This is a genomic window from Streptomyces sp. NPDC104367 (genome assembly GCF_055583825.1).
The window spans coordinates 117401-139421 of record NZ_JBVJND010000016.1 but is presented as its reverse complement, the minus strand read 5'-3'; the positions used below and the strand labels follow the sequence as shown (position 1 = coordinate 139421).

Annotated in this window: 23 protein-coding genes; 3 read left to right on the top strand and 20 right to left on the bottom strand. The window is 71.8% G+C overall.

Annotated features, from left to right (window positions below):
• Nucleotides 1-88: 88 nt before the first annotated feature.
• Both ACZ619_RS24480 and ACZ619_RS24475 read right to left on the bottom strand, forming a co-directional pair.
• Nucleotides 89-1420, bottom strand: coding sequence for a hypothetical protein (locus ACZ619_RS24480; protein ID WP_469602656.1), 1332 nt, complete (start codon nucleotides 1418-1420; stop codon nucleotides 89-91).
• Nucleotides 1417-1734: a hypothetical protein gene (locus ACZ619_RS24475; protein WP_469602653.1), complete on the bottom strand. Its 318-nt coding sequence runs from the start codon at nucleotides 1732-1734 to the stop codon at nucleotides 1417-1419. The genes ACZ619_RS24480 and ACZ619_RS24475 overlap by 4 nt, the downstream gene beginning before the upstream one ends.
• A gap of 160 nt (nucleotides 1735-1894) precedes the next feature.
• On the opposite strand from ACZ619_RS24475, the gene ACZ619_RS24470 reads away from it, so the two are divergent.
• Nucleotides 1895-2260 carry a DUF192 domain-containing protein gene (locus tag ACZ619_RS24470; RefSeq protein ID WP_469602650.1) on the top strand — a complete coding sequence of 122 codons (366 nt, stop codon included), beginning with the start codon at nucleotides 1895-1897 and terminating at the stop codon, nucleotides 2258-2260.
• A 101-nt stretch (nucleotides 2261-2361) separates the two neighbouring features.
• Here ACZ619_RS24470 and ACZ619_RS24465 read toward each other — a convergent pair whose 3' ends face one another.
• The 14 genes from ACZ619_RS24465 to ACZ619_RS24400 form a co-directional block, all read right to left on the bottom strand.
• A complete protein-coding gene (locus ACZ619_RS24465; RefSeq protein WP_469602647.1) occupies nucleotides 2362-2991 on the bottom strand; it encodes an OmpA family protein in 630 nt (209 codons plus the stop codon).
• A gap of 7 nt (nucleotides 2992-2998) precedes the next feature.
• Nucleotides 2999-3586 (bottom strand): hypothetical protein, encoded by a 588-nt coding sequence (locus ACZ619_RS24460; protein WP_469602645.1) that lies wholly within the window; start codon nucleotides 3584-3586, stop codon nucleotides 2999-3001.
• A gap of 35 nt (nucleotides 3587-3621) precedes the next feature.
• A complete protein-coding gene (locus ACZ619_RS24455) occupies nucleotides 3622-4206 on the bottom strand; it encodes a pilus assembly protein TadG-related protein (RefSeq protein WP_469602642.1) in 585 nt (194 codons plus the stop codon).
• A complete protein-coding gene (locus ACZ619_RS24450) occupies nucleotides 4203-4391 on the bottom strand; it encodes a hypothetical protein (protein ID WP_469602640.1) in 189 nt (62 codons plus the stop codon). The genes ACZ619_RS24455 and ACZ619_RS24450 overlap by 4 nt, the downstream gene beginning before the upstream one ends.
• 107 nt (nucleotides 4392-4498) lie before the next feature.
• Nucleotides 4499-5284: a response regulator gene (locus tag ACZ619_RS24445; RefSeq protein WP_469602638.1), complete on the bottom strand. Its 786-nt coding sequence runs from the start codon at nucleotides 5282-5284 to the stop codon at nucleotides 4499-4501.
• The gene (locus ACZ619_RS24440; protein ID WP_469602636.1) at nucleotides 5281-6708 is read right to left on the bottom strand and encodes a sensor histidine kinase; all 1428 of its coding nucleotides are present in this window, start codon (nucleotides 6706-6708) and stop codon (nucleotides 5281-5283) included. Before ACZ619_RS24440 ends, ACZ619_RS24445 begins: the two co-directional genes overlap by 4 nt.
• A 32-nt stretch (nucleotides 6709-6740) precedes the next feature.
• Nucleotides 6741-7628 (bottom strand): DUF5936 domain-containing protein, encoded by an 888-nt coding sequence (locus ACZ619_RS24435; protein ID WP_469602633.1) that lies wholly within the window; start codon nucleotides 7626-7628, stop codon nucleotides 6741-6743.
• A gap of 48 nt (nucleotides 7629-7676) precedes the next feature.
• On the bottom strand, nucleotides 7677-8621 hold the full coding sequence (locus ACZ619_RS24430; protein WP_469602630.1) for a type II secretion system F family protein: 945 nt from the start codon (nucleotides 8619-8621) through the stop codon (nucleotides 7677-7679).
• Nucleotides 8622-8624: 3 nt separating this feature from the next.
• Nucleotides 8625-9962 (bottom strand): CpaF family protein, encoded by a 1338-nt coding sequence (locus ACZ619_RS24425; protein WP_469602628.1) that lies wholly within the window; start codon nucleotides 9960-9962, stop codon nucleotides 8625-8627.
• A gap of 18 nt (nucleotides 9963-9980) precedes the next feature.
• Nucleotides 9981-10325, bottom strand: a complete 345-nt coding sequence (locus ACZ619_RS24420) for a TadE/TadG family type IV pilus assembly protein (protein WP_469602627.1) — start codon at nucleotides 10323-10325, stop codon at nucleotides 9981-9983.
• 1 nt (nucleotide 10326) lies between these two features.
• Entirely contained in the window at nucleotides 10327-10656 is a 330-nt protein-coding gene (locus ACZ619_RS24415; RefSeq protein WP_469602625.1) for a pilus assembly protein, read from the bottom strand.
• 176 nt (nucleotides 10657-10832) lie between these two features.
• Nucleotides 10833-12116 (bottom strand): AAA family ATPase, encoded by a 1284-nt coding sequence (locus ACZ619_RS24410; RefSeq protein WP_469602622.1) that lies wholly within the window; start codon nucleotides 12114-12116, stop codon nucleotides 10833-10835.
• A gap of 12 nt (nucleotides 12117-12128) precedes the next feature.
• Entirely contained in the window at nucleotides 12129-12830 is a 702-nt protein-coding gene (gene cpaB / locus ACZ619_RS24405) for a Flp pilus assembly protein CpaB (protein ID WP_469602620.1), read from the bottom strand.
• Between the two features lie 73 nt (nucleotides 12831-12903).
• A complete protein-coding gene (locus tag ACZ619_RS24400) occupies nucleotides 12904-13830 on the bottom strand; it encodes a hypothetical protein (RefSeq protein ID WP_469602617.1) in 927 nt (308 codons plus the stop codon).
• 230 nt (nucleotides 13831-14060) lie between these two features.
• On the opposite strand from ACZ619_RS24400, the gene ACZ619_RS24395 reads away from it, so the two are divergent.
• A complete protein-coding gene (locus ACZ619_RS24395) occupies nucleotides 14061-15785 on the top strand; it encodes a chitinase (protein ID WP_469602614.1) in 1725 nt (574 codons plus the stop codon).
• A gap of 55 nt (nucleotides 15786-15840) precedes the next feature.
• On the opposite strand, the gene ACZ619_RS24390 is transcribed toward ACZ619_RS24395, so the two are convergent.
• From ACZ619_RS24390 to ACZ619_RS24380, 3 genes are all read right to left on the bottom strand, one after another.
• Complete coding sequence (locus ACZ619_RS24390; RefSeq protein WP_469602611.1) at nucleotides 15841-16323, bottom strand: ATP-binding protein; 483 nt, start codon at nucleotides 16321-16323, stop codon at nucleotides 15841-15843.
• Nucleotides 16324-16427: 104 nt separating this feature from the next.
• Nucleotides 16428-17345: an anti-sigma factor RsbA family regulatory protein gene (locus ACZ619_RS24385; RefSeq protein ID WP_469602608.1), complete on the bottom strand. Its 918-nt coding sequence runs from the start codon at nucleotides 17343-17345 to the stop codon at nucleotides 16428-16430.
• Between the two features lie 20 nt (nucleotides 17346-17365).
• Complete coding sequence (locus ACZ619_RS24380) at nucleotides 17366-19690, bottom strand: ATP-binding protein (RefSeq protein ID WP_469602606.1); 2325 nt, start codon at nucleotides 19688-19690, stop codon at nucleotides 17366-17368.
• Between the two features lie 277 nt (nucleotides 19691-19967).
• Here ACZ619_RS24380 and ACZ619_RS24375 point away from each other — a divergent pair, with 277 nt between their 5' ends.
• On the top strand, nucleotides 19968-21323 hold the full coding sequence (locus ACZ619_RS24375) for a M14 family metallopeptidase (protein WP_469602603.1): 1356 nt from the start codon (nucleotides 19968-19970) through the stop codon (nucleotides 21321-21323).
• Nucleotides 21324-21344: 21 nt separating this feature from the next.
• Here the strand turns inward: ACZ619_RS24375 and ACZ619_RS24370 are convergent, their stop codons facing one another.
• Entirely contained in the window at nucleotides 21345-21929 is a 585-nt protein-coding gene (locus tag ACZ619_RS24370) for a hypothetical protein (RefSeq protein ID WP_469602601.1), read from the bottom strand.
• Nucleotides 21930-22021: the final 92 nt, after the last annotated feature.

Sequence of the window (22021 nt, the reverse complement as noted above, 5' to 3'; positions counted from 1 at the left end):
GGGTGGGCGGATGGTCCCAGGCGACGGGGTGATCAGAGGGAACCACGGGGCCACTTTCTGGTTGGAGTTCATGGGGATGCCGGCTCCGCTACAGGAAGAAGCGGCGGACCAGGTCAACGGTCTCGGCGGCGTCGATCGGCCCGAGGAAGGTTCCGTCGACGGCCGTGGCGACGTCTGCGGCCGTGTCGTTCTCGAGTGAGCCGACCATGCTGGTCGAGATCCCGTACGTGGCGGTGGCGAAACCTGCCCAGGGTGCGGCCGTTTCAGCGGTCTTCACCAGCGGCTCCACCCGCGGGGCCTTGACCACTGTCCACTCCAGGAACGGGTTCTTCAGGTCGCTGAAGGCTTTGGCTGTTTCCATCGTCCTGCCTCCCGCCGCCGTCAGACGCTCCCCGAGTGTCAGTGCCTCACCGGCTGTGTCGACTCCGCGCAGCGCGGCCGGTACGCCTTTCGCCACCGCTCCGACACCTGGCAGGGCGCCCAGGGCGTCGGCCGTCAGACCGATCATGTTGCTCCAGAAGTCGGCGTCCAACTCCCCTTTGGAGAATCCGTCCTTGAGCGATGCCCACACCTCCGGCTGCATCGTCAGTCTGGTGACGACAGCCGCGGCGCTGAGTGCCGCGGCTGCCAGCAGTAGTGCGGCCGCTGCTGTGCCGCCCGTGACGACGAAGAGGGCGATGATTCCGAGGGCCGCGGCGGTCCAGCTGAGGATGTCGGGGAGGTTGTCGGTGATCCAGTCGAGTGCCTCGTCGAGGGAACCCGGCTCCTGGGGAGCGAGCTTCTGCGTGGCGTCGGTGATCTTGCCCGCGCGGTAGCGGGCCTTCTCCTCGTGCTCCTCGGCGAGCTTCTTCGCCCTGGCGACGACCGCGTCCAGTTCGGCCTGGGCGTTCGCCACAGCCGTGTCTGCGTGGGCCGTCCCGTGCCGCGCACCCTTGGCGTGCGGACCGGGGACCTCGGCCACGCGGGCCTTCGCCGCGGTCAGGGTGTGCCGCGCGTCCTTGGCGGCGCTCTCCAGTTTCCGGGCACGGCGCTGGAAGTCCTCCAGTTCGTCTTCCCAGCGCTGGAGCTGACGGGCGGCCTTGCGGATGGAGTGCGCGGCGTTCTTGAGGTTGAGCGGCAGCGGGCCGCCGTCCAGTTCCTCCCGGAAGGCGACCGCCGCGTCGCCCTTCCAGTAGCTGCCGTCCATCAGTTTGGTGACCAGGCCGTGGGACTCCTCCAGGACCTTGGCGCAGTTCGTGAGCTTGGCGCAGAGACCGTGGACGGTGTCCGTACTGCCCGGCGTGGGGTTGAAGCCGAGGTTCGGGTAGTCGGCGCCCGACACACCGGAACGCGACTTGAGTCCCTGCGGTCTGCCGTAGTCCGCCCGGGCCCGCGCGTCGAGGACCTCGGCCGGCCGCTCCGTGCCGGGGGTGTACGTCACCTCGCCGCCCTCGCCTTGCCGCCACCGGCCTTCTTCAAGGCCTCTTGCAGCGCCTTGTCCACCTCGTCGTAGCTGGCCCGGCTCTTCCCGATGATCTCGGCGAGGTTGTCGGTCTGCTCACCGATCTGCTGAGCGCCGTACCTCCACTCCTCCTGGAAGGACTGGCACGCGCCGTCCAGATCGTCCGTGCCGAGCCCGCTGACCTCGGCGTCGCTCAGCGCCTTGCGCAGCCCCTTCAACGAACTGCTCGATCTCCTCAGCGACTTCATGAAGTGCCCGAGCTCATCACCGTCAACGACCAGCCGCTCGGCCACCCGCCGCCCCTCTCCCGCACGCCTTCACTCCGATCCGCCAACGACACGGGCACGGAACCGGTAACGATCCGTGACGGTCCAGCTTGTCGAGCGACCGGCCGACGGGGGTACGTTCGTGCGTGTCACGCAACGGTGAGTGGGACGGCTGGAGGCGGCTGGGATGGCTCGGTGGCGGGACGGACGGGGGCTGTTGGTCGTACAGGAGGGCGGGGGTGCCGGGAAGAGCGTTCCGCTGGAGATCGCCACGTCCTATCGGGCCCGTACGAAGGGACTGCTGGGGCGGGATTCGCTCGACGGGGCGATCCTGTTGTCCCCCGCGAGCGGCATCCACACGTTCCGGATGCGGATGGCGATCGACGTCGCCTACCTGGACCGCCGTCTGACCGTCATCGCCGTCCGCACGATGCGACCGGGCCGGCTCGGACTCCCCCGCCTCCGGTCGAGGCATGTGCTGGAGGCGGAGGCCGGGGCGATGGCCGGGTGGGGCGTCACACCGGGGGCGCGCCTGAGCGTCGAGGAGGTGTGAGAGTGCCTGCCCGGGGACGCCGGGAGCGCCGTTCCGTCCTCGGGTGAGGAGGAGCGGCGCAGGTTCGGCCTGATCCGACGTGGTCCGTCGGCTCGGTCGGCTCAGCTCCCCGTGCGCGGGAACGTGACTTCCACTCGGCGGTTCTTCTTGCGGCCCTCCTCCGTGGAGTTGTCGGAGATGGGGTACTGCTCGCCGTAGCCGCGGACGTCGAAGGTGATGTTCGGGTCGCTCAGGTCCTGGTCGAGGATGCCCTGGACGGCGTTGGCTCGCTGGCGGGAGAGGACGTCGCCGTGGGCGGAGGAGCCGAGGTTGTCGGTGAAGCCGAAGACGCGGACCTGGGTCGCGTTCTGCTTCCTGATCTCGTCCGCGATCGCCGCGATCCGCGACTTCGCCGCCCCGCTCAGCTTCGAGCTGTCCTTGCCGAACAGCACCTCGGCCTGGAGGGCGAACGTCACGTCCGCGTTGGTGTCCTCCCTGCGTTCGTCACCGCTCTGGTCCTCCACGACCGACTTGATGTCCAGCACCTTGGCCGCGGCCAGCGTGGCGCCTTCGGGGAGCTTGAGGTCGGGGTCGGTGGGGTCGATCTTCACCGGCGCACCGGCGGACGGCTCGGTGCCCGGGGGCACGCTCGGGTCCCCGCCGTCGGCACGGGCGGCCGTGGCGCCGTACAGGTTCGTCACGAGGAGCAGCGTGGCGGCGCCCAGGGTCAGGGGCAGGCGTGGTGTGGTCACTTCGGCCTCACCCGGAGATCTGGATCGTGCCGCTGGAGAACGTGGGGAGTTGCAGAGTCACTTCGGTGGTGTCGGCGGGCGGGGCGGGGAACTGCATGAAGACGGGGATGGTCTGGCCGGCCGCGATCGTCGACAGTCCGGTCGTCGTCAGGGGGCGCCCGTCCGTGTCGCGCAGCACGTAGTAGCGCTTCTTGCCCTTCGAGTCCACGAGGGTGGCTCCGCCGAGCGACGTTCCGTGCTGGACGATCTCGGTCTCGTCGCCGCGCAGGATGGAGGGGATCACCAGCGACTGGGAGCCGTCGTTCTTGAACACGCCGTTCACGGTGACGAACCCGCCCGAGTCCCGGTCGGCGGAGGTGATCTGGAGCAGCAGCCCGTCCTCGCCCTTGAGTTCGGCCAGCGGAGTGTCCGACTGCCCTTCCTGGGCGCTCGGGTTCGAGCCGTCGCTCTTGGAGGCGGAGGCGGACGTCTGCGGTTTCTTGCCGTCGTCACCGCCACCGCCACCACCGCAACCGGCGGCTCCCACGGCGAGACCGACCGCGACGGCCAAGGCGACCGTCCCCCTGCGAGCCTTCGCAGTGAACCGAATGGTCATCGCTCCGCCTCCTCCTTCACTCGTCGATTCGCTTGTCAGTCGGCCAGATGGACGTCGAAGAGGTCCTCGGGGCCCGGCAGATCGGTGAGATCGTCCGGGTCCAGGGTCCAGTTGCGGTCCTTGCAGGTGAGTTCGGGCAGTACGCCGTCCGTACCTGGCAGCGTGAACGTGCAGAGCGGCTCGATCACGGCCGTGGCCTGTGCCGTCGACTTCATGTTCTCGGTGCCGGGTACGACGGAGTCGCCGACGGTCTTGTTCGTCTCGGCGTCGACCTTGTAGCTGAGCGGCGGTTCGGCGGCGCACTGTGCCGTCGCGTCGTTCCTGGCCGCCAACTCGGCCGCGCGCCAGCACGAGTCGGCCACCGGGACGTCGCCGTCGAAGATGTCCTGCCACTTGGTCGGGTCGAGTATGTCCTGCACCCACTGGTCCGTGAGCTCGTCACGCGTGTTCAGAGCCGCGGCGAGTGCGGCCGCGTCGGCGGCGGTCTGGGCGCCGTTGCGGTTCACCGCGGCCTGGCCGACCGCGAGATAGGCGAACGCAAGAAAGAGCAGGCCTCCCACGACCGTGATGTAGAGCGGGAAGGCCTGCCCGGAGTCGCCGTGACGGCGGACGCGCTTCACACGATCTTGTTGATCTGCGCCATGATCTTGTCGAGGATCGCGGAGCCGATGCTGGTACCCGTGACCGCCAGTACGATCGCGACCACCACCGCGATGATCCCCAGGTACTCGACTGCGGTCTGCCCCCGGTCGTCGGTGCGTCGCGTCTGCATCGCGACAAGCATCCTCAGCATCAGGTCGCTCATGGTGCTCCCCTCCGGGTTCGGTACCGATCGTGGCACCGTACGGCGGAACATACCCGCTCGCGGAGGGTCTCAGGGCCCAAATCCGGACCCAGTTCATCCGACTCATCTCAGGCCACCCCCAGCCACTTGGCCGTGGCCTGTGAGCGGGTCGTGGAGTGGAGCTTGGCGAAGATGCGGTTGATGTGGTTCTTGACGGTCTTCTCGCTGATGAAGCAGACGGCGGCGATCTGCTGGTTGTTCATCCCGGACGCGATGAGGTCCATGATCTCCGCCTCTCTGCTGCTCAGTTGAAAACGGGACTTCGACGACTGTCCCACAGACGGTTGCAGTTGCGAAAGCCTCTTGGGTAGGAAATGTGTTGAGAGAGCGCGTAGTTCGGGTTTCGGATGTGCAGTTGCAGGCTCTCTGATATGGGCGAGCAACGCGTTCGTGGCCGTCGGGGTGAAGTGCGGCAGACCGGCGCCCACGTCGCGTACCGCCTGTGCGAGCTGCCGGGTGGTGAACTCGCCGTGGACGAGGTAGCCCCCGGCCCCCAGCCGTACGGCCTCCTGGACGATCTCCGTGTCGTCGCTGTACGTCAGCATCATGACCGGGGCCAGACGGACCAGGTGGGGCAGTGCCGCCATGCCGTCCACACCGGGCATCCGGACGTCGAGGAGAATGACGTCGGGGCGGTGGCACAGGGCCGCCTCGTAGGCCGCGCGGCCGTCGTCGGCCTCCGCCACGACCGTGAGGCCGTCCACCGCGGAGAGCACGGCCGTCAGGCCCGCGCGGATCACCGGGTTGTCGTCGGCCACCAGGACCCTGAGGGGCGGGGGCGCGTGGTCCTGCTCGTCCGTGGCGGCAAAGGGGTGTTGCTGCATCGGGGGGCCTCCCCTCGTCTCGTCGGTCATGTCAGTGGCACCTCCACCCGGACCGTCGTGCCCCCCTCGCTGGTCAGCCGGACCCGGCCGCCCACCGACGCCGCCCGCTCCGCCATGCCGAGCAGGCCGAAGTGGCCGGTGCGGCGCAGCACTTCGAGGGTGGTGTCCGGCGGGAGGCCCCGGCCGTCGTCCTGGACCGTGACGACCAGGTGGGTGGGGGTGATCTCCGCCCGTACGTCGACCCTCGTCGCCCGCGCGTGGCGGTGCGCGTTCTCCAGCGCCTCGGCCGTAATGCTCAGCAACTGGCGGGCGCTGGGGGGAGGGAGAAGGACGGGAATGGAGGCGGGGGCGGGGGCGGGTGGGCCGTCGTAGGTCGTGGGGAGGGCGGTGCGGGTGGTGAAGTCCGTTGCGAGGAGAGCGAGTTGAGACAGTACGTCTAGTGTCTCGGGGGCGTTCTCCTCTGCGCGCAGGTCCGTCAGCAGGTCGCGGGACTCCGCCGCCGCCCTGCGGGCCGCGCTCGCCACCAGTTCCGCCTGCTGCCGGATCAGCGCCGGGTCCAGGCGGTCGGGGGGCGCGGCCGCCGACTCCGCCAGTCCGTCCGCGACCAGCGCCACGCCGTACAGCGTCTTGGTCAGCGAGTCGTGCATCTCGCGGGCCAGCCGGGCCCGTTCGGCGCTCACCGCCTCCGTCGCGGCGAGGCGGGACCGCGTCGCGGCCAGCGCCTCGGTGGCGGTGCCGAAGCGGAGCACGAGGGTGCGCAGGGTCGAGCCCGTCGCGCCCGTGATCACGCACAGGCCGGGCAGGAGGAGGGACTCGGCCACACCGGCGCGGTGCTTCAGGGTCGCCTGGACCAGCAGCAGGATCAGGGACTGGAGGGAGGCGAACACGGCCGCGCCCCGCCAGCTGTAGAGCAGACCGGCGAGCAGGGGGGTGCAGACGCTGACGTACGCGAGGGTGGTGTCGGGGCCCGCCGAGATCAGCAGGAGCGAACCGAAGAGGGTGTCGGCGGCCAGCAGGGTGGGGTGGCGCAGCAGGAGGGGGCCGAAGCGCTGCCAGTCGCGGAAGAGGACGTACGAGATCATGAAGGTGACGACGACGGCGGAGCCGACCAGGCGGACGCCGAGGCCGGGGGTGGCGTTGAGGAGGGCCGCGGGGGTCGCCACCGCGATCATCGCCAGGCGGAAACCGAAGACCTGACGGCACACCGCCTGCAACGCCCTGATCTCGACCGACCCGACCCGCTCTACCGACCCGGCCCGCCCTACCGACCCGACCGTCCCTGCCTTGTCGACCGACCCGACCTTGTCGACCGACCTGGCCCGCTCGACCGACCCGGCCCGCCCAGCCGACCTCGCCTGCTCGGCCCGCCCAGCCCGCGCTGCCCGCGCTGCCCGCCCAGCCCACGCTGCCCGCCCATCTCGCGCTGCCCGCTCGTCGTCCTCCCCGGTCGCCATAGTCGTCACCGCCGTCACCGCCGCCACCCCGCCTATTTCCCCGTGACCGAGCCGAAGTCGATCCCCGAGCCCAGCAGCAGGCCGGACGCGAGCAGGAGCATCGTCGCCGGGACCATGAACGTGGTGATCATCAGCGTCGCCTTCGGTACCGCCCGGGCCGCCTTGCGGCGCGCGTTCTGGGCGTCCGTGCGGCGCATGTCCTTGGCGAGGGCGACCAGGGTGTCGACGATCGGCGCGCCCAGTTCCTCACCCTGCTGGAGCGCGGTGACGAACATGGCGACCTGCTCGGAGTCGTTGCGGCGGCGCAGTTCGGCGAAGGCCTGGCGGCGGCTCATGCCGAGGTCCATCTGGCGCAGGGTGATGCGGAGTTCGTCGGCCCAGGGACCCTCGTAGTGGGTGGCGACCCGGTCCAGCGCCTGCCGGAAGCCGAGTCCCGCGCCCACCACCACCGCCAGGACGTCCAGGAAGTCCGGCAGGGTGCGCTCGATGACGTCCTTGCGGACACGGATCGCCGACCAGATGCCGACCTCCGTCCAGAACGCGCCGAAGAGCAGCAGGATCACGGCCACCAGGTACTGGCCGCGCAGGAGGAAGACCAGGCAGCCCACGCCGCCCAGCGCGCCGTAGACCGCGCGGCGGGCCGCGTAGCGGTCGATGGTCAGGCCGCCGGGGTTGCCCGCCAGGTCGATCTTGCGGCGGTACCTGGCGACCAGGCTCGGGCCCATCAGGCGGAGCACCGCGGGGGCGTAGCGCATGCCCATGCGGTCGATGAGGGAGTTCGCGGCGCCGGTGCGGGTGGCGCCGACCTCCAGGGCGATCGCCAGGTCGGCGGGGAGCTTCGCGTCCGCGCGGTACATGCGGACGCCGGCGAAGACGCCCCAGACGCCGAGGGCCATGAGGAGGGCCAGAAGCAGTGTCATGTCACATATCACCCATCATGCGCCATCCAGTGTCATATCACACACCACCTACACGTCGATCCGGCTCAGACGGCGGATGAGGACGAAGCCGACCGCGTACAGGCCGAAGGCGATGAGCACCGCCGCCTGGCCGAGCGTGGAGCCCGTCATGCGTTCCAGCGTGCCGTCCTTGACCCCGTTCATCAGGAACAGGGCGCCGATGCCCAGTGCCGGGACGGCGTACGAGGTCATGGTCACCTGGGAGAGCTGGGTGCGGATCTCGCGGCGGGTCTCCTTGCGCTCCTCCAGGGTCTCGGTGAGGTTGCGCAGGGCCGACACCACCTGGCCGCCGGCCCGGTTGGAGAGGACCAGGGTGGTGACCAGGACGACCAGTTCGCGGGAGGGGAGGCGTTCGGCCAGCTCGCCGAGCGCGTCGTCCATGGAGTGGCCGATCGCCAACTGGTCGGCGACCTTGCCGAGTTCCTCACCGGCCGGGGCCTCCAGCTCCTCCGCGGCCATGCCGATCGCGGTGCGCAGGGCGAGGCCGGCGTGGGTGGCGTTGGCCAGGATGCGGGCCAGTTCGGGGAGTTGGCCGATGAACCGCTCGATGCGTTTCTGGCGCTGCCAGTTGAGGAACTGGACGGCGGCGAAGACGCCGAGGAGGCCGGCGATCGGGCCGAAGAAGGGGGCCAGGGCGGCCTGGCCGACGAGCCAGAGCGCGACGACGGCGGCGAGCATGTAGGCGAAGAACTCGCCCGGGGTGACGTCCAGGCCGGTCGCCGCCAGGCGGAGTTCGAGGCGGTGGCCGAGCGGGGTGCGGCGCAGCCTGCGGTCCAGGGTGCCGAAGCGGCGCCGGCGGCCGGCCGGGGGCAGCTCGCCCGTGTAGGAGAGGCGGTCCACCAGGGCGGCGCGCTGGGCCCGGCCGGAGGCGTAGGTGTGCAGGCCCACCACGGCCAGCAGGCAGGTCAGCAGGGCGACGCCGGTGGTGAGGCCGACGAGGTCATGGAGGGGCACGGCCTACCTCGCTTCTCGGGTGGTGAGCTGGTGCAGGTGGTCGGCGACGCCGTAGGCCTGCGGGATCGGCTGGCTCGCCAGGTAGAGGCGGTCGGCGGTGCGGCGCGGCAGCGGGAAGTAGTGGAAGGCGCCGTGGACATGGCCGTCGTGGGTCATGGGCAGCGCGTCGAAGCGGGCCACGGTCACCAGCCGGTACGGCTCGCTGCCGTGGCTGTCGAGCACGGCGATCTCGGTGATCCGGCGGGCGCCGTCGGCGAACCGGGTGAGCTGGACGATCACGTCGACGGCGCTGTTGATCTGGTCGCGCAGGGCGACGAAGGGGACCTCGACGTCCGACATGGAGGCCAGGGTCTGCAGGCGGGTCAGGGCGTCCTCGGCGCTGTTGGCGTGGACGGTGGCCAGGGAGCCGTCGTGGCCGGTGGACATGGCCTGGAGCATGTCGAGGGACTCGCCGCCGCGGACCTCGCCGACCACGATCCGGTCGGGCCGCATCCGCAGCGAGTTGCGGACCAGGTCGCGGATGGTGACCTGGCCCTTGCCCTCGACGTTCGACGGGCGGGACTCCAGGCGGACCACGTGGGACTGCTGGAGCTGGAGTTCGGCGGAGTCCTCGATGGTGATGATGCGTTCGTGGGCCGGGATGAGTCCGGAGAGGGCGTTGAGCAGGGTGGTCTTCCCCGTGCCGGTGGCGCCGGAGACGATGATGTTGAACTTCGCCTGCACCAGACCCGCCAGCAGGAACACCATGTGCTCGTCGAGCGAGCCGAAGCCGATCAGCTCCTGGAGGGTGAAGGAGCGCGGGAAGCGGCGGATGGTGAGGATCGGGCCGGTGAGCGAGAGCGGCGGGATGATGACGTTGACGCGTTCGCCGGAGGGAAGGCGGGCGTCGACCATCGGATTCGACTCGTCCACGCGGCGGTTGACGGTGGAGACGATGCGCTCGATGGTCTGCATCAGCTGGTCGGCGGAGACGAAGCGGAGCGGCAGCTGCTCGACGCGGCCGCCGCGTTCGACGAAGATCGCGTCCGGGCCGTTCACCATGATCTCGGTGATCGACGCGTCCTCCAGGAGCGGTTCCAGGATGCCGAGGCCGAGTGCCTCGTCGACCACCCGGCGGATCAGCTGGGAGCGTTCGGCGGTCGACAGGACCGGGCCCTCGCGGCTGATGATGTGGCCGAGGACGCGTTCGAGGCGGGCGCGGCGCTCGGCGGCGGCCAGCGCGCTCATCTCCGCGAGGTCGATCTCCTCCAGGAGCTTGGCCCGGTACGAGGAGACCAGGTGGCCGTCCTCGCCCCGGCTGCCGTTCTCCTCGGGGGAGTTGATGCGTGCCCGCAGGCTCATGGTTGCCGTGCTCCTCGTTCAGTGGTCGACCGGCATCGTGGCGGACTTGGTGGCGTTGCCGAGGTCCCAGACGATCTTGGGGATGTGGACCGTGGCGGTCACGGTGACCGAGTCGCCGCCGCCGGAGGAGGCGCAGCTGACGTCGATGCCGCCGCTGACGGCGGCCGAGCAGGCGGCGCCGACGTCCTCCTTCAGCGAGGCCGCGCGGGCGCCCGCCCGGGCCGCGGTGCCGGCCTGTTCGGCGGCGTAGGCGACGGCGCCGAGCTGGATGCCGGCCAGCGCGACGATCAGCAGGATGGGGACGAAGCCGAGGTATTCGACGGCCACTTGGCCGCGGTCGCGGGGGTGCCGATGGGGGCGCATGTCAGCGCTTCACCTCCTCCACGGTGCCGGCGTGGCCGTGGACGGTGACGGGGAAGGCGATCGTGCCGGGGAAGAGGACCGGGACGCGCAGGGAGACGTCCGCGGTGACCGTGCCGGTGCCGCCGCACTGGTCCACCGTGGCTCCCTCCTGCCAGGCGCTGGAGAGGTCCTCCAGCGCGGCGCGCCGGCAGGCCGCGTACCGCTGCGCCCGCGGGACGGCCGTGCCCGCGCGTGCGCCCTCGTCGGCAGCGTTCCCCGCGAGGGTGAAGGCGTATCCCGTGAGCACGGCCTGCCAGCACAGGACAAGGGTGAGGATGATGACCGGGGTCATGCCGATGAGTTCGATGGAGACCTGACCTCGGTCACGCGCCCCGCCCTCGTGGCTGGTGGCGCGGTTCCCCGCGCAAACGCGCCCGAGGGGCGCGGGGAACCGCGCGACCGGCCCCCGCCGGCCCGCGCCCGACGGGCGACGCGCCGGCCCCGGACCCTCGCCCGCGCCCCGGGTCCTCACGGCAGTTCCTTCCGCCGTCTGAATCCGACCGCGCCCCGTTCCGCACCCCGTTCCACGCCTCGCTGCGCGCCCCGCGCCCTCGTGGCGCGGCGCGGTGGCGCCGTCTCCCCCGTCCGTACCAGGCCCAGTTCGCCGGCCAGTGCCCACAGTGCCTGCTTCACGGTGCTCCTGGAGTCGAGTTCGTGGATCCGGCCGGCGTCCACCGAGGCCTGGAGTTCCTTGAAGTTGGCGGGGATCGCGGTCCCCGCGAGCGCGGTCCCGGTGATGCGCTGGATCAGCGCCGGCTGGATCTCGGTGGCTCTGGTGTGCCGGTTGACGACGACCGTCGTCTCCTCGGCCTTGCGGATCTGAAGCCGGTCCCACATGCGGACCGTGCGCTTGGCCGCGCGTACGGCGAGCACGTCGGGCGTGGTGACGAGGAGGGCCATGTCGGCGGTCTCCACGGCCGCCGCGCCCGCGCCGCCGAGCTGGGCGCCGCAGTCGACGACGATCATCTCGTAGCGGGAGCGCAGGGCGCTGAGGATCTGGCGGGCGGCGCGGTCGGTGACCTCCTCGCCGCGTTCGCCCTCGGCCGGGGCCAGCAGCAGGGCGAGCCCGGTGTCGTGGCGGAAGACGGCCTCGGCCATGACGCGCGGGGAGATGTCGCCCACGGCGGCGAGGTCGGCGACCGAGCGGCGGAACTGCACGTCGAGGTAGGAGGCGACGTCCCCGGTCTGGAGGTCGAGGTCGACGAGGGCGGTGGAGTGGCCGGAGGCCTGCGCGGCGAGGGCGATCTGGATCGCGACGAGGGACGCGCCGACCCCGCCCTTCGCGCCGCTGACCGTCACGACCGTGCCGCCGACACCGGCGAAGACGTCGGCGCCGTGGCCGAGATGGCGCCGTACGCCCGTGGACCACTGGGCGACCGCCTGGACGCGGCCGGCCAGTTCCTCGTAGCCGATCGGGAGCCCGACCAGGCCGCGGGCGCCGGAGTCCATGGCGGCGGCGAACAGGCCGGGGCTGGTGTCGGTGGTGACCAGGACGACGCCCACGGCGGGGAAGCGCAGCGCGACCTCGCGGATGAGTTCGAGGGCAGGGACGGGGCCGATGCGTTCGTGGACGACGACGACCTCGGGGAGTTCGTCGACGGACTCGGCGGCGAACCGGGCCAGGGTGTCGACGAGTTGGGTGGAGTCGGCGACGGGCGGCAGCGGCTCGGTGTCCGGGAGCTGGCTGAGCAGGGAGACCAGGGAGCGGACCGCGTCCGCGTCACCGACGGCGGGGAGGATCCTGATGGGCATGCGAGGCGCCTCTCACTTGTCCGTCGCGAGTTCGTACGTACGGTCCTTGTCCGGCACGGTGGTCGTGGTGCCGGGGGCGACCAGGGCGAGCCGGACCCGCTGGGCGAAGGACTCCGCGTAGGTGAGGCGCTGGGCGTCGAGCGTGGACAGCGCGAAGGTGATGGGGACGGCGTCGGTGGGCTGCTGGTTCTTGTTGTCGGGCTCCAGCGAGGTGAGCTTGCCGACGTCCAGGACCCGGGCGTTGGTCACGATGATCTTCGACTGGTCGGGGTCGCTCTGCTGCTTGCCCTCGAAGGTGGCGTAGACGTTGACCAGCGAGCCGGGGGTGATCTTGCCGGCCACGCCGGTGGCCGCGTCGATCATGATCGCGACCTCCTGCTCGCCCGCCTTGAGCGCGGGCTGGTCGACGATCATGTCGGACTGGAGCAGCGAGCCCTTCTTCAGCGTGGTGACCGCGATCTTGCCCTGGATCTCGCCGAGGCTGGTGACGGCGTTGGCGGACAGCCAGCGCTTGGGCATCGAGACCTTCTGGAACTGGCTCGGGCTCAGCGTCGTGTAGGGCGCCACGTCGGAGCGGAGTTCGTAGGCGGTGACCTCGGGGCCGACCTTGGACTTCACGTTGTCGATGACGGAGAGCACGCCGGCGAACGCGGCGAGCGCGCAGATCGCCGACAGGATCAGGAGTATCACGCCGCGGCGCTGACGGGAGTTCATGGACCGTGCGACCTCATCGGGGAAGCGGAGGATGTGGGGGCAGTGAGGGAAGCGGGCGGACCCTGCGGCGGAGTCAGGCGGAGGTGTGCCGTTCCAGTGCGCGGGGCGGCGGGTCGTAGCCGGGCGGGATGGCGGAGCAGAAGACGCAGCGGTCGCCGATGAGGTCGATGCCGCACCAGTGGCAGCTGGTCTGCCGTACCGAGGTGACGAGTTGGTAGAGGACGGACAGGTCGGCGAGGTAGCTGGTGAACTCGATCAGCCGGCCGGTCCCCCACCACTGGGCCGACTCGGCCGGCAGTGGGGTCTCGCGCAGGCCGTAGGAGCCCCAGGACTTGGCGAGGCCGCCGATCCAGTCGGACTGCAACTGGCCCTTGGCGACCAGCATCCAGGTGCTGAACTCGGGGCCGTCGAGGAAGGCTTCCGGGCCGATCCGGACCAGCTGCGGCTCGGGGTGGGCGACGACCCCGAACTGGGTGCCGGGCATCCAGGACTTGGCGTGCGCCTTGAGGTTGACGGGGACGCGGTCGAGCTTGGCGACCGAGCCGAGGACGGCGCCGGAGTGGATGTAGTGGGTGAGCAGCCGGCCGGCCGACGCGAGGACGCCGGGGCTGAGGTCGCAGGAGGCCAGCTGCCGCAGCTGCCGGGCCAGGACGGCGATGCCGAGGGGCGGCAGGTCGGGGCGGAACAGGGCGATCCGGTCGCTCTCCAGGAGCGAGCGGAGCGTGTACAGGCGCTGGGTCACGGGCTCCGGCACGGCGGCCGAGCACACCACGATCACATGTCCGTACTGTTCGATGAGGGCCGTGAACTCGGCGAGGGTCTGGTCGAGGGGCCGCCGGTCGAGGTCGCGGAGCACGACCGCGGGCACGGTCCGCTCGTCCTGCGCCGGCAGCGCCATGTCGGCGCTGGTCACGGCAATGGCAGTTGGCACGCGCAGCTCCCCGCTCTTCACACCCCGGCGGCTCACCGGTGTTACTCCAATGAGCCGGGACGACTTCATTGCGTGACTTCCTCAGCACTGTATCCACGCCTCTGTGACCGGAGAACAGCGTTTGTGCAGCTGTCTGGGATCTGTGACCGCACAAGTAGCGCCAAACCGGGACAGGTTGAGCATATGACCGGGGACTGTTCCCCGACGCCCACCCTCACCTGCCTCCACCCGCCCCCACCTGTCCACGATTTGGTATGGACCTATTGACACGCCAATTGGTCTGGACCACCTTGTTTGTCATGCCCAGTCTCATCCTGTACGTCGCGTCCCGGCTCAGGGGACGACGCCGACACACCCGAACCTGGTCCGCCGTGGCCGCCCTCGCCACGGCCCTCGCGGTGGCGGGACTCGCCGCCGCCCCGGCCTCCGCCGCCGACGTCAACAACGTGAAGAACTCCGGCTTCGAGTCGGCCCTGACCGACTGGACCTGCTCCGCGAGCAGCGGTACGACGGTCTCCTCCCCGGTCCACTCCGGCGCCGCCGCCCTGAAGGCGACCCCGGCCGGACTGGACTACGCCCAGTGCAGCCAGACGGTGGCGGTCAAGGCCGGCTCCGCCTACACGCTCAGCGCCTGGGTGCAGGGCGGCTACAGCTACCTCGGGGTGACCGGCACCGGCACCACGGACGTGTCGGCCTGGACCCCGGACTCCGCCTCCTGGACACAGCTGTCGACGACCTTCACCACCGGCTCCTCGACCACCTCGGTCACCGTCTGGACCCACGGCTGGTACGGCCAGGCCGCCTACTACGCCGACGACGTCTCGGTCTACGGCCCCGACGGAGGCGGCGGCACCGACCCGGCCCCCACCGTCCCGGCCGCCCCGACCGGCCTCGCGGTCTCCGGTACGACATCCGCCTCGGCGTCCCTGTCGTGGTCCGCGGTCTCGGGCGCGAGCGGCTACAACGTCTACCAGAACGGCACCAAGGTGTCGGCGGTCACCGGCGCCTCGGCGACCGTCACCGGCCTCGCGGCCTCCACGTCGTACTCCTTCCAGGTCACCGCGACCAACTCGGCTGGCGAGTCGGCGAAGTCGTCGGCGGTGACGGCGACCACCACCGCGACCACCCCGGCCGGCTCGCTGCCCCGGCACGCGGTGACCGGCTACTGGCAGAACTTCGACAACGGCGCCACCGTCCAGAAGCTCTCGGACGTGCCGTCCGCGTACGACATCGTCGCCGTCGCCTTCGCGGACGCGACCGCCACACCGGGCGCGGTGAGCTTCACCCTCGACTCGGCCGGGCTCGGCGGGTACACCGTCGACCAGTTCAAGGCCGACATCAGGACCGCGCAGGCGGCCGGCAAGAAGGTCGTCATCTCGGTCGGCGGGCAGAACGGCACCGTCTCGGTGACCGACTCGGCGTCCGCGACGAACTTCGCGGACTCCGTGTACACGCTGATGCAGACGTACGGCTTCGACGGCGTCGACATCGACCTGGAGAACGGCATCAACGCCACCTACATGAGCCAGGCGCTGCGCGCCCTCTCCTCCAGGGCCGGCTCCTCGCTCGTCATCACGATGGCCCCGCAGACGATCGACATGCAGTCGACGTCCAACGCCTACTTCCAGACGGCCCTGAACATCAAGGACATCCTCACGGTCGTCAACATGCAGTACTACAACAGCGGTTCGATGCTGGGCTGCGACGGCAAGGTGTACAGCCAGGGCTCGGTGGACTTCCTCACCGCGCTGGCCTGCATCCAGTTGCAGGGCGGGCTGGCCCCGTCCCAGGTCGGCCTCGGCCTGCCCGCGTCGACCAGCGCGGCGGGCAGCGGGTACGTCTCGCCGACCGTCGTGAACAACGCCCTCGACTGCCTGGCCAGGGGCACCAACTGCGGTTCCTTCAAGCCGTCGACGACCTACCCCGACCTGCGGGGCGCGATGACCTGGTCGACGAACTGGGACGCGGCCGCCGGGAACGCGTGGTCGTCCTCGGTGGGCGCGCACGTGCACGCCCTGCCGTAGCCCTCGGGTGGGTCCCGGCGGCCGGGCCGGCCGCCGGGACCAGGGCTGTGGGGTGCTACGGCTGTCGCCGACCGCAGCCGTCGCACCCGCAGGTGCCGAGCTCGAACCACACGGTCTTGCCCGGCCCGTCCTGGTGGCAGCCCCAGCGCCGGGCAAGCGCATCCACCAGGTACATCCCTCTGCCGCCCTCCGCGAGGCCCGCGTCGAGCACCCGCGGGGGGCGGCGGTCCCCGTCGGCGACCTCGCAGCGCAGCACGCCGTGCGAGGCCGACAGGGTGAGCCGGAACCGGCTCGCCGCGTGGCACAGGGCGTTCGCGGCCAGCTCGCCCACCAGCAGCTCGCACACGTACGCCACGTCGTCCTGCTCGGCCAGGCCCCACTCCTCCAGCTGCCGCCGGACCGCCGTGCGGGCTTCCCGGGCCGCCGTGGGACGCGGGTCGTACTCGACGCTCAGATGACCGGCCCGGGTCGGAGGTTGCGGGTACACGGCGTACCGAGGGTCGGAGTCCGGGAGCCTGCCCCCGGAGGGTTGCAGCATGCCCTCAAGCCTGCCCGCGCCCGGCGCCCCGCGCAGGGGGAGGAATACCTGATCCGGTACCCGCGTATGCGTGTCCGCGGGGGTACGTGCGTACGGCGTCTCGCTCACGCGTACTGGACGCGGATCCTCGCGGCGTCCCCCGGCGCCCCGTCCCGCACGTCGACGTAGGCGCACGCCTGGCGGGTGAACCACAGCCCCCGGCCCTGTTCCGGGTCCCCGCCGGACGGCGGCACGAACCCGGCCAGCGGGTCCGCCACCGCCCGGCACAGCCGCAGTTCGCAGACACAGGCCGGCGCCTCGCCCCAGGCGGCCAGCTCGACGACCGGGCCGTGCGCGGCCGCCGCCTCGGCGACGGCCCGGGTGAACAACTCGGCGTCGGCCGGGGGCAGTCCGCGCTCCTCGGCCCAGGCGCGCACCGCCTCCGGCGCGGGCAGGACGGCCGCCGACCGCGGTACCGGCGGCAGCGGCACGGCGTCCAGCTCGCGCACGAGGACCTCCGGTTGCTCGTACACCCCGGTCCGCGGGTGGGCGCGGCGGGCCGCGTCGACGACGGCCGGGCCGGCGGTGCGGGTGTCGTACACGCACAGCGCCGTGGTGCCGAAGGGTGCGAACAGGAGGTTGGCGAGGGACTCGTAGCGGATCCACTCGGTGCTCTCCCGCGCCGACCGGCCCGCGCGTCCGGCCCAGTCGGGCTCCATCAGGAGGTGGACACGGCCGCCGGGTCCGGCGTGCGCCGCGAGATAACCGGCGCCCTGGGCCACGGCGTTGGCGGCCGTGCCGGTGTACCAGTCGGTGTGGTCGATGAAGCCGACCTCCTTGGCGTCGGGGCCGAGGACGTCGCGCAGGGCGGCCAGGTTGCCGGGGGCGGCGATGGCGACGGGCGGCGGCTCGTCGGCGGCGAGGCCCTCGGTGAGGAAGGGCAGGGCGGCGGCGACGAACGCTTCGTCCGAGCCGAACACGGCCATCCGGTGGTCGAAGCCGCCCTGCGCGGGGCCGGGTTGCGGACGCGTACTGGTGCTCATCGGGTCTCCTGTGCTGTGCGTCAGCGCCGGGCGGTCACCCAGGCGGCGATCTGGCTGCGGTTGCTGAAGCCGAGCTTGCCGAGGATGCGTTCCACATGGCCCTCGGCGGTGCGGCGGGCGATGACCAGGCGGTCGGCGATCTGCTGGTTGCCCAGCCCCTCGGCGACGAGTTCGGCGACCTGGTTCTCGCGACGGGTCAGCCTCACGCCCGGCGAGGCGGACGGGGGTGCCGCCGCCTCCGGCGCCCGGGGCTCCTCGGCGAGGGCGTAGGCGACGATCCCGGCGAGGTCCGCCGCCCCGCCCCGTGCGTGGGCCTTCTCGTAGGCCGCCGTCCCGAGCGCCCCGCGGGCGTGGGTCTCGCAGGCGCGGCGGGCCGAGTTGAGGGCGGCGGAGCCCCAGCGGTCGCGGTCGATGTCCGACCAGATCCGGTCGGCGCCGCCGAGCAGGACGGCGGTGCGCTCGGCGGCGCCCAGGCCGTCGGCGATCCGGGCGAGCAGGTCGAGGGTGAGCCCGATGCCGATCACGTCGTGGACGTCGCGTTTGCGGCGCAGCGCCTCGCGGGCGCAGGGCTCGGCGCGGCGCCAGTCGGCGCGGACGGCGTGCGCGAGGGCCAGGACGCGCAGGACGTAGGAGCGGACCCAGTCCTCGTCGTGCTCCTCGCACAGCCGAAGGGCCTGCGCGCAGACGGCGACCGCCTGGTCGGCCTGGCCCAGGAAGGCGTGCGCGCAGGCCAGTTCGACCAGGTCCAGGCCGTGCAGGCTGAGGTGCTGGCCGGGTACCGGGCCGCGGGCGACGGTGCTCTCGTAGTGGGCGCGGGCGGTGACGAGGTCGTCGGCGAAGAGCTGTACGACGCCGATGACGTAGTCGGCGTGGGCGGCCTCCGCCGGGTCGCCGAGGCGCTCGGCGAGGGCGCGGGCCTCGCGGGCCCGGTGCAGGCCCCGGGTGAGGTCCTCGGGGCTGCCGGCGAGCAGGCCCGAGACCCACAGGGCGCGGGCGCGGGCGGGGGTCGGCCCGGGGCCGGCGTCGAGGGCGCGGTCGAGCCAGTAGCGGCCCTCGCGCGGGGCGCCGCAGGCGTGCCAGTAGAACCAGAGGGTGCCGGCGAGCCGCAGCGCGGCCCCGGCCTCGCCGGGCGTGCCGAGGCTGAACTCCAGGGCGGCGCGCAGGTTGTCCTGGTCGGCGCGCAGGCACGCGACGATCTCCCGCTGCCCGGGTCCGAACCAGGCGGCCTCGCAGGCGGCGGCCCGCGCCTGCGCCCAGTCCCGGTGCCGCCGCCGGGCGGCGGCCTCCTCGCCGGGGCACTCGCGCAGCCGTTCGAGGCCGTAGTGCCGGAGGCTGTCGAGCAGCCGGTAGCGGACACCGGCCCCCCGCTCCCGGTCCTCGCGGACGAGGACGGACTTGTCGACCAGTCCGGCGACGGCTTCGAGGGTGTCGGCCCCGGTTCCGTCCGGCGCGCACACCGCCTCAGCGGTCTCCAGGTCGAAGGTGCCGGGGAGCACCGAGAGCCGGGCCCAGGCCGACTGCTCGGCCGCGGTGCACAGTTCGTGGCTCCAGTCGACGGCGGCGCGCAGCGTCTGGTGGCGGGGCAGGGCGGCCGGGCTGCCGGCGGTGAGGAGGCGGTAGCGGTCGTCGAGGCGGGCGAGGAGCTGGTCGAGGCCGAGGACGCGCATCCGGACGGCGGCGAGTTCGATGGCGAGCGGGAGCCCGTCGAGGCGGCGGCACAGGCGGGCCACGGCGGTGCGGTTGGCGGGGGTGAGCCGGAAGCCGGGCAGGACGGCGGCGGCGCGGTCGGCGAAGAGGGCGAGGGCCGCGTGCGACCCGGCGGCGGACAGGTCGCCGTCCGGGTCGGGGACCTGCAACGGCCGTACCTCCATGAGGTGTTCCTCGGTCAGGCCGAGGCGGTGCCGGCTGGTGGCGAGGACGCGGACGCCGGTCGTGCCGCGCAGCAGGGCCGCCACGAGTGCGGCGCAGGCGGCCGACAGGTGCTCGCAGTTGTCGACGACCAGGAGCAGCCGGCGGTCGCGGAGCCGCTCCACCAGCGCGTCCAGGGCGGGCCGGTTGGAGTGGTCGTGCAGTCCGACGGCGTCGGCGGCGGCCACCGGGACCAGCTCCGGGTCGCGGAGGCCGGCGAGCGCGACGTAGCGGACGCCGTCGGGGAAGGCGCGTTCGACGCGGGCCGCGATGTGCGCGGCGAGCCGGGTCTTGCCGACGCCGCCGGGACCGGTGAGGGTGACGAGCCGCGCCTTGGCCAACAGCTCGCGTCCAGCCGCCTGTTCGGCCCGCCGGTCGACGAAGCTGGTCGTCTCGACCGGTAGCCGGCAGCCCCCGCGCGGCGCCGATCCGCCCATGGTCAGCCAGCCCTCCTGTCGGCCGTCCGTCCACGGTCCCGCGGCCGGCCGGGGGAACGCACACGGGGGTCACGCGGGCGGGTGCACTTCGGCGGGGGCGGCCTGCGCGGGCGGGTACGCGCGTACACTGCGCGACCCCTCGGACCGGTACCGGCGTACACGGCTGATTTTACTATCTTGACCTGTTCATGCCATTCCCAGGACGATGTGCGGCATCCGCACAGCGATTTCACAGGCACGTCGCACTGAACCACCCCCACCTCCCTCAGGAGACTTCATGCGACTTCGCATACGCGGCTCCGGCGCCCGCTCCACCGGACGGACCGCGGCACTCGGCGCCCTGCTGGCCCTCGCCCTCGCGGCCCCGGTCCCGGCGACGGCCACGCACGCCGCCGCCGACGGCGCGCGCCCGGCGGCGCCCTCCACCGACGACGTCCGGCAGTACGAGATCCACCAGAGCACCACCCCCGTGACCCGCACGGCCATCCAGCGGACCGGCGTCACCGTGGACGAGGCCGACGAGGAGACCGTCGTCGTCTCCGGACGGGCCGCGCAGATCGCGGCGCTCAAGCGGCTCGGCTACGACGTCACGCCCCTGGGCGCGGCCCCGGACCGGTCGGGCGCCGCCGACGGACTGCGGCTGTTCGACTTCCCGACGGCCGACGCGAAGTACCACAACTACGCCGAGATGAACACGGAGATCGACCAGCGGCTCGCCGCCTACCCGGGCATCATGAGCAAGCAGGTGATCGGCACGTCGTACCAGGGCCGGGACATCGTCGCCATCAAGGTCAGCGACAACGTGGCGACCGACGAGAACGAGCCCGAGGTCCTGCTCACCTTCCACCAGCACGCGCGCGAACACCTCACGGTGGAGATGGCGTTGTACCTGCTGCGGGAGCTGGGCGCCGGGTACGGCTCCGACTCCCGGGTCACGAGCATCGTCGACAGCCGCGAGATCTGGATCGTGCCGGACCTCAACCCGGACGGCGGCGAGTACGACATCGCCACCGGCTCCTACCGGTCGTGGCGCAAGAACCGGCAGCCCAACTCCGGCTCCTCGTACGTCGGTACGGACCTGAACCGGAACTGGGACTACAAGTGGGGCTGCTGCGGCGGCTCCTCGGGCTCGACGTCGTCCGAGACCTACCGGGGCGCGTCGGCCGAGTCGGCGCCCGAGGTGAAGGTGGTCGCGGACTTCGTGCGCGGCCGGGTCGTCGGCGGCAAGCAGCAGATCACGGCCGGCATCGACTTCCACACCTACAGCGAGCTGGTGCTGTGGCCGTACGGGTACACCACCGCCGACACGGCGACCGGGATGACGGCGGACGACGCGGCCGCGTTCAAGGCGGTCGGGCAGAGGATGGCGGCGAGCAACGGGTACACACCGGAGCAGTCGAGCGACCTGTACATCACGGACGGGTCGATCGACGACTACCTGTGGGGCACGCAGAAGATCTTCGACTACACCTTCGAGATGTACCCGACGTCCAGCTCCGGGGGCGGGTTCTACCCGCCCGACGAGGTGATCGAGCGGGAGACCTCCCGGAACCGGGACGCGGTGTTCCAGCTGCTGGAGAACGCAGACTGCATGTACAGGTCCATCGGGAAGGAGGCGCAGTACTGCGGTTGACGCGCCCGCTTCCCGGCGTCCCTAGTCGGCGTCGGTCCCGGTGACGGTGTCGGCGTCGGTGCCGGTGTCCGTGTCCTTCTCGTCGGCGCCGTCGTCGAAGTACGCGTCCAGGACCGCGTCCAGCTGCTCCTCCCACTCCTTGAAGCGGGACCGGGCCGTCGCCTCGATCTCTATCGGGTACCAGCGGCGGTCCGGGGTGTGGACGGTGATCGTGAAGCGCTTGCCGAAGCGGGGGGCCTCCGTCTCGACCGCGCCGATCTCGTCCCAGCGGAACTCGCACTTCTCCTCGTCGAGGGCGAGGCGGACGCCCTTGGCGTCGGCCACGATCCTGGCGCGGCGGTCGGCGGCCTCGAAGACGGGACCCTCGGGGGTCTCCTCCCCGCCGTCCGCCGTGTCCTCCGCGTCGGCGTCGGCATCGGCCCCGGCCTCGGCCGCCGGTTCGGCCGCCGCCTCGGCGCTCTCCGCCACGGCGTCCTGCGGCGCCTCTTCCTCCGGCACCGCGTCCGCCGTCTCGGGGGACGCGGGTGAGGTGAGCCCGGGGATGAAGGCCGGGTCGAATCCGGCGCCTTCCAGGGGCTGGCTGTTGGCTCCTATGCGCTGCTCCACAGCGGGCAGTATGGTCGAAGAACCTGTGCCGGACACAGCCGGACCCAACTTCGTTATCAGACGCCTACACGGGGACACCGGTACGAGGACGC

Excerpts from the sequence above, each read along its gene's own strand:
- ACZ619_RS24425 (WP_469602628.1), bottom strand. The coding sequence starts at position 9,962 with ATGAGCCTGCGGGCACGCATCAACTCCCCCGAGGAGAACGGCAGCCGG.
- ACZ619_RS24380 (WP_469602606.1), bottom strand. The coding sequence starts at position 19,690 with ATGGGCGGATCGGCGCCGCGCGGGGGCTGCCGGCTACCGGTCGAGACG.
- ACZ619_RS24460 (WP_469602645.1), bottom strand. The coding sequence starts at position 3,586 with ATGACCATTCGGTTCACTGCGAAGGCTCGCAGGGGGACGGTCGCCTTG.
- ACZ619_RS24390 (WP_469602611.1), bottom strand. The coding sequence starts at position 16,323 with ATGCTGCAACCCTCCGGGGGCAGGCTCCCGGACTCCGACCCTCGGTAC.
- ACZ619_RS24440 (WP_469602636.1), bottom strand. The coding sequence starts at position 6,708 with ATGGCGACCGGGGAGGACGACGAGCGGGCAGCGCGAGATGGGCGGGCA.
- cpaB (WP_469602620.1), bottom strand. The coding sequence starts at position 12,830 with ATGAACTCCCGTCAGCGCCGCGGCGTGATACTCCTGATCCTGTCGGCG.
- ACZ619_RS24435 (WP_469602633.1), bottom strand. The coding sequence starts at position 7,628 with ATGACACTGCTTCTGGCCCTCCTCATGGCCCTCGGCGTCTGGGGCGTC.
- ACZ619_RS24450 (WP_469602640.1), bottom strand. The coding sequence starts at position 4,391 with ATGAGCGACCTGATGCTGAGGATGCTTGTCGCGATGCAGACGCGACGC.
- ACZ619_RS24415 (WP_469602625.1), bottom strand. The coding sequence starts at position 10,656 with ATGACCCCGGTCATCATCCTCACCCTTGTCCTGTGCTGGCAGGCCGTG.
- ACZ619_RS24470 (WP_469602650.1), top strand. The coding sequence starts at position 1,895 with ATGGCTCGGTGGCGGGACGGACGGGGGCTGTTGGTCGTACAGGAGGGC.
- ACZ619_RS24395 (WP_469602614.1), top strand. The coding sequence starts at position 14,061 with ATGCCCAGTCTCATCCTGTACGTCGCGTCCCGGCTCAGGGGACGACGC.
- ACZ619_RS24400 (WP_469602617.1), bottom strand. The coding sequence starts at position 13,830 with ATGAAGTCGTCCCGGCTCATTGGAGTAACACCGGTGAGCCGCCGGGGT.
- ACZ619_RS24420 (WP_469602627.1), bottom strand. The coding sequence starts at position 10,325 with ATGCGCCCCCATCGGCACCCCCGCGACCGCGGCCAAGTGGCCGTCGAA.
- ACZ619_RS24445 (WP_469602638.1), bottom strand. The coding sequence starts at position 5,284 with ATGACCGACGAGACGAGGGGAGGCCCCCCGATGCAGCAACACCCCTTT.
- ACZ619_RS24410 (WP_469602622.1), bottom strand. The coding sequence starts at position 12,116 with ATGCCCATCAGGATCCTCCCCGCCGTCGGTGACGCGGACGCGGTCCGC.
- ACZ619_RS24375 (WP_469602603.1), top strand. The coding sequence starts at position 19,968 with ATGCGACTTCGCATACGCGGCTCCGGCGCCCGCTCCACCGGACGGACC.
- ACZ619_RS24385 (WP_469602608.1), bottom strand. The coding sequence starts at position 17,345 with ATGAGCACCAGTACGCGTCCGCAACCCGGCCCCGCGCAGGGCGGCTTC.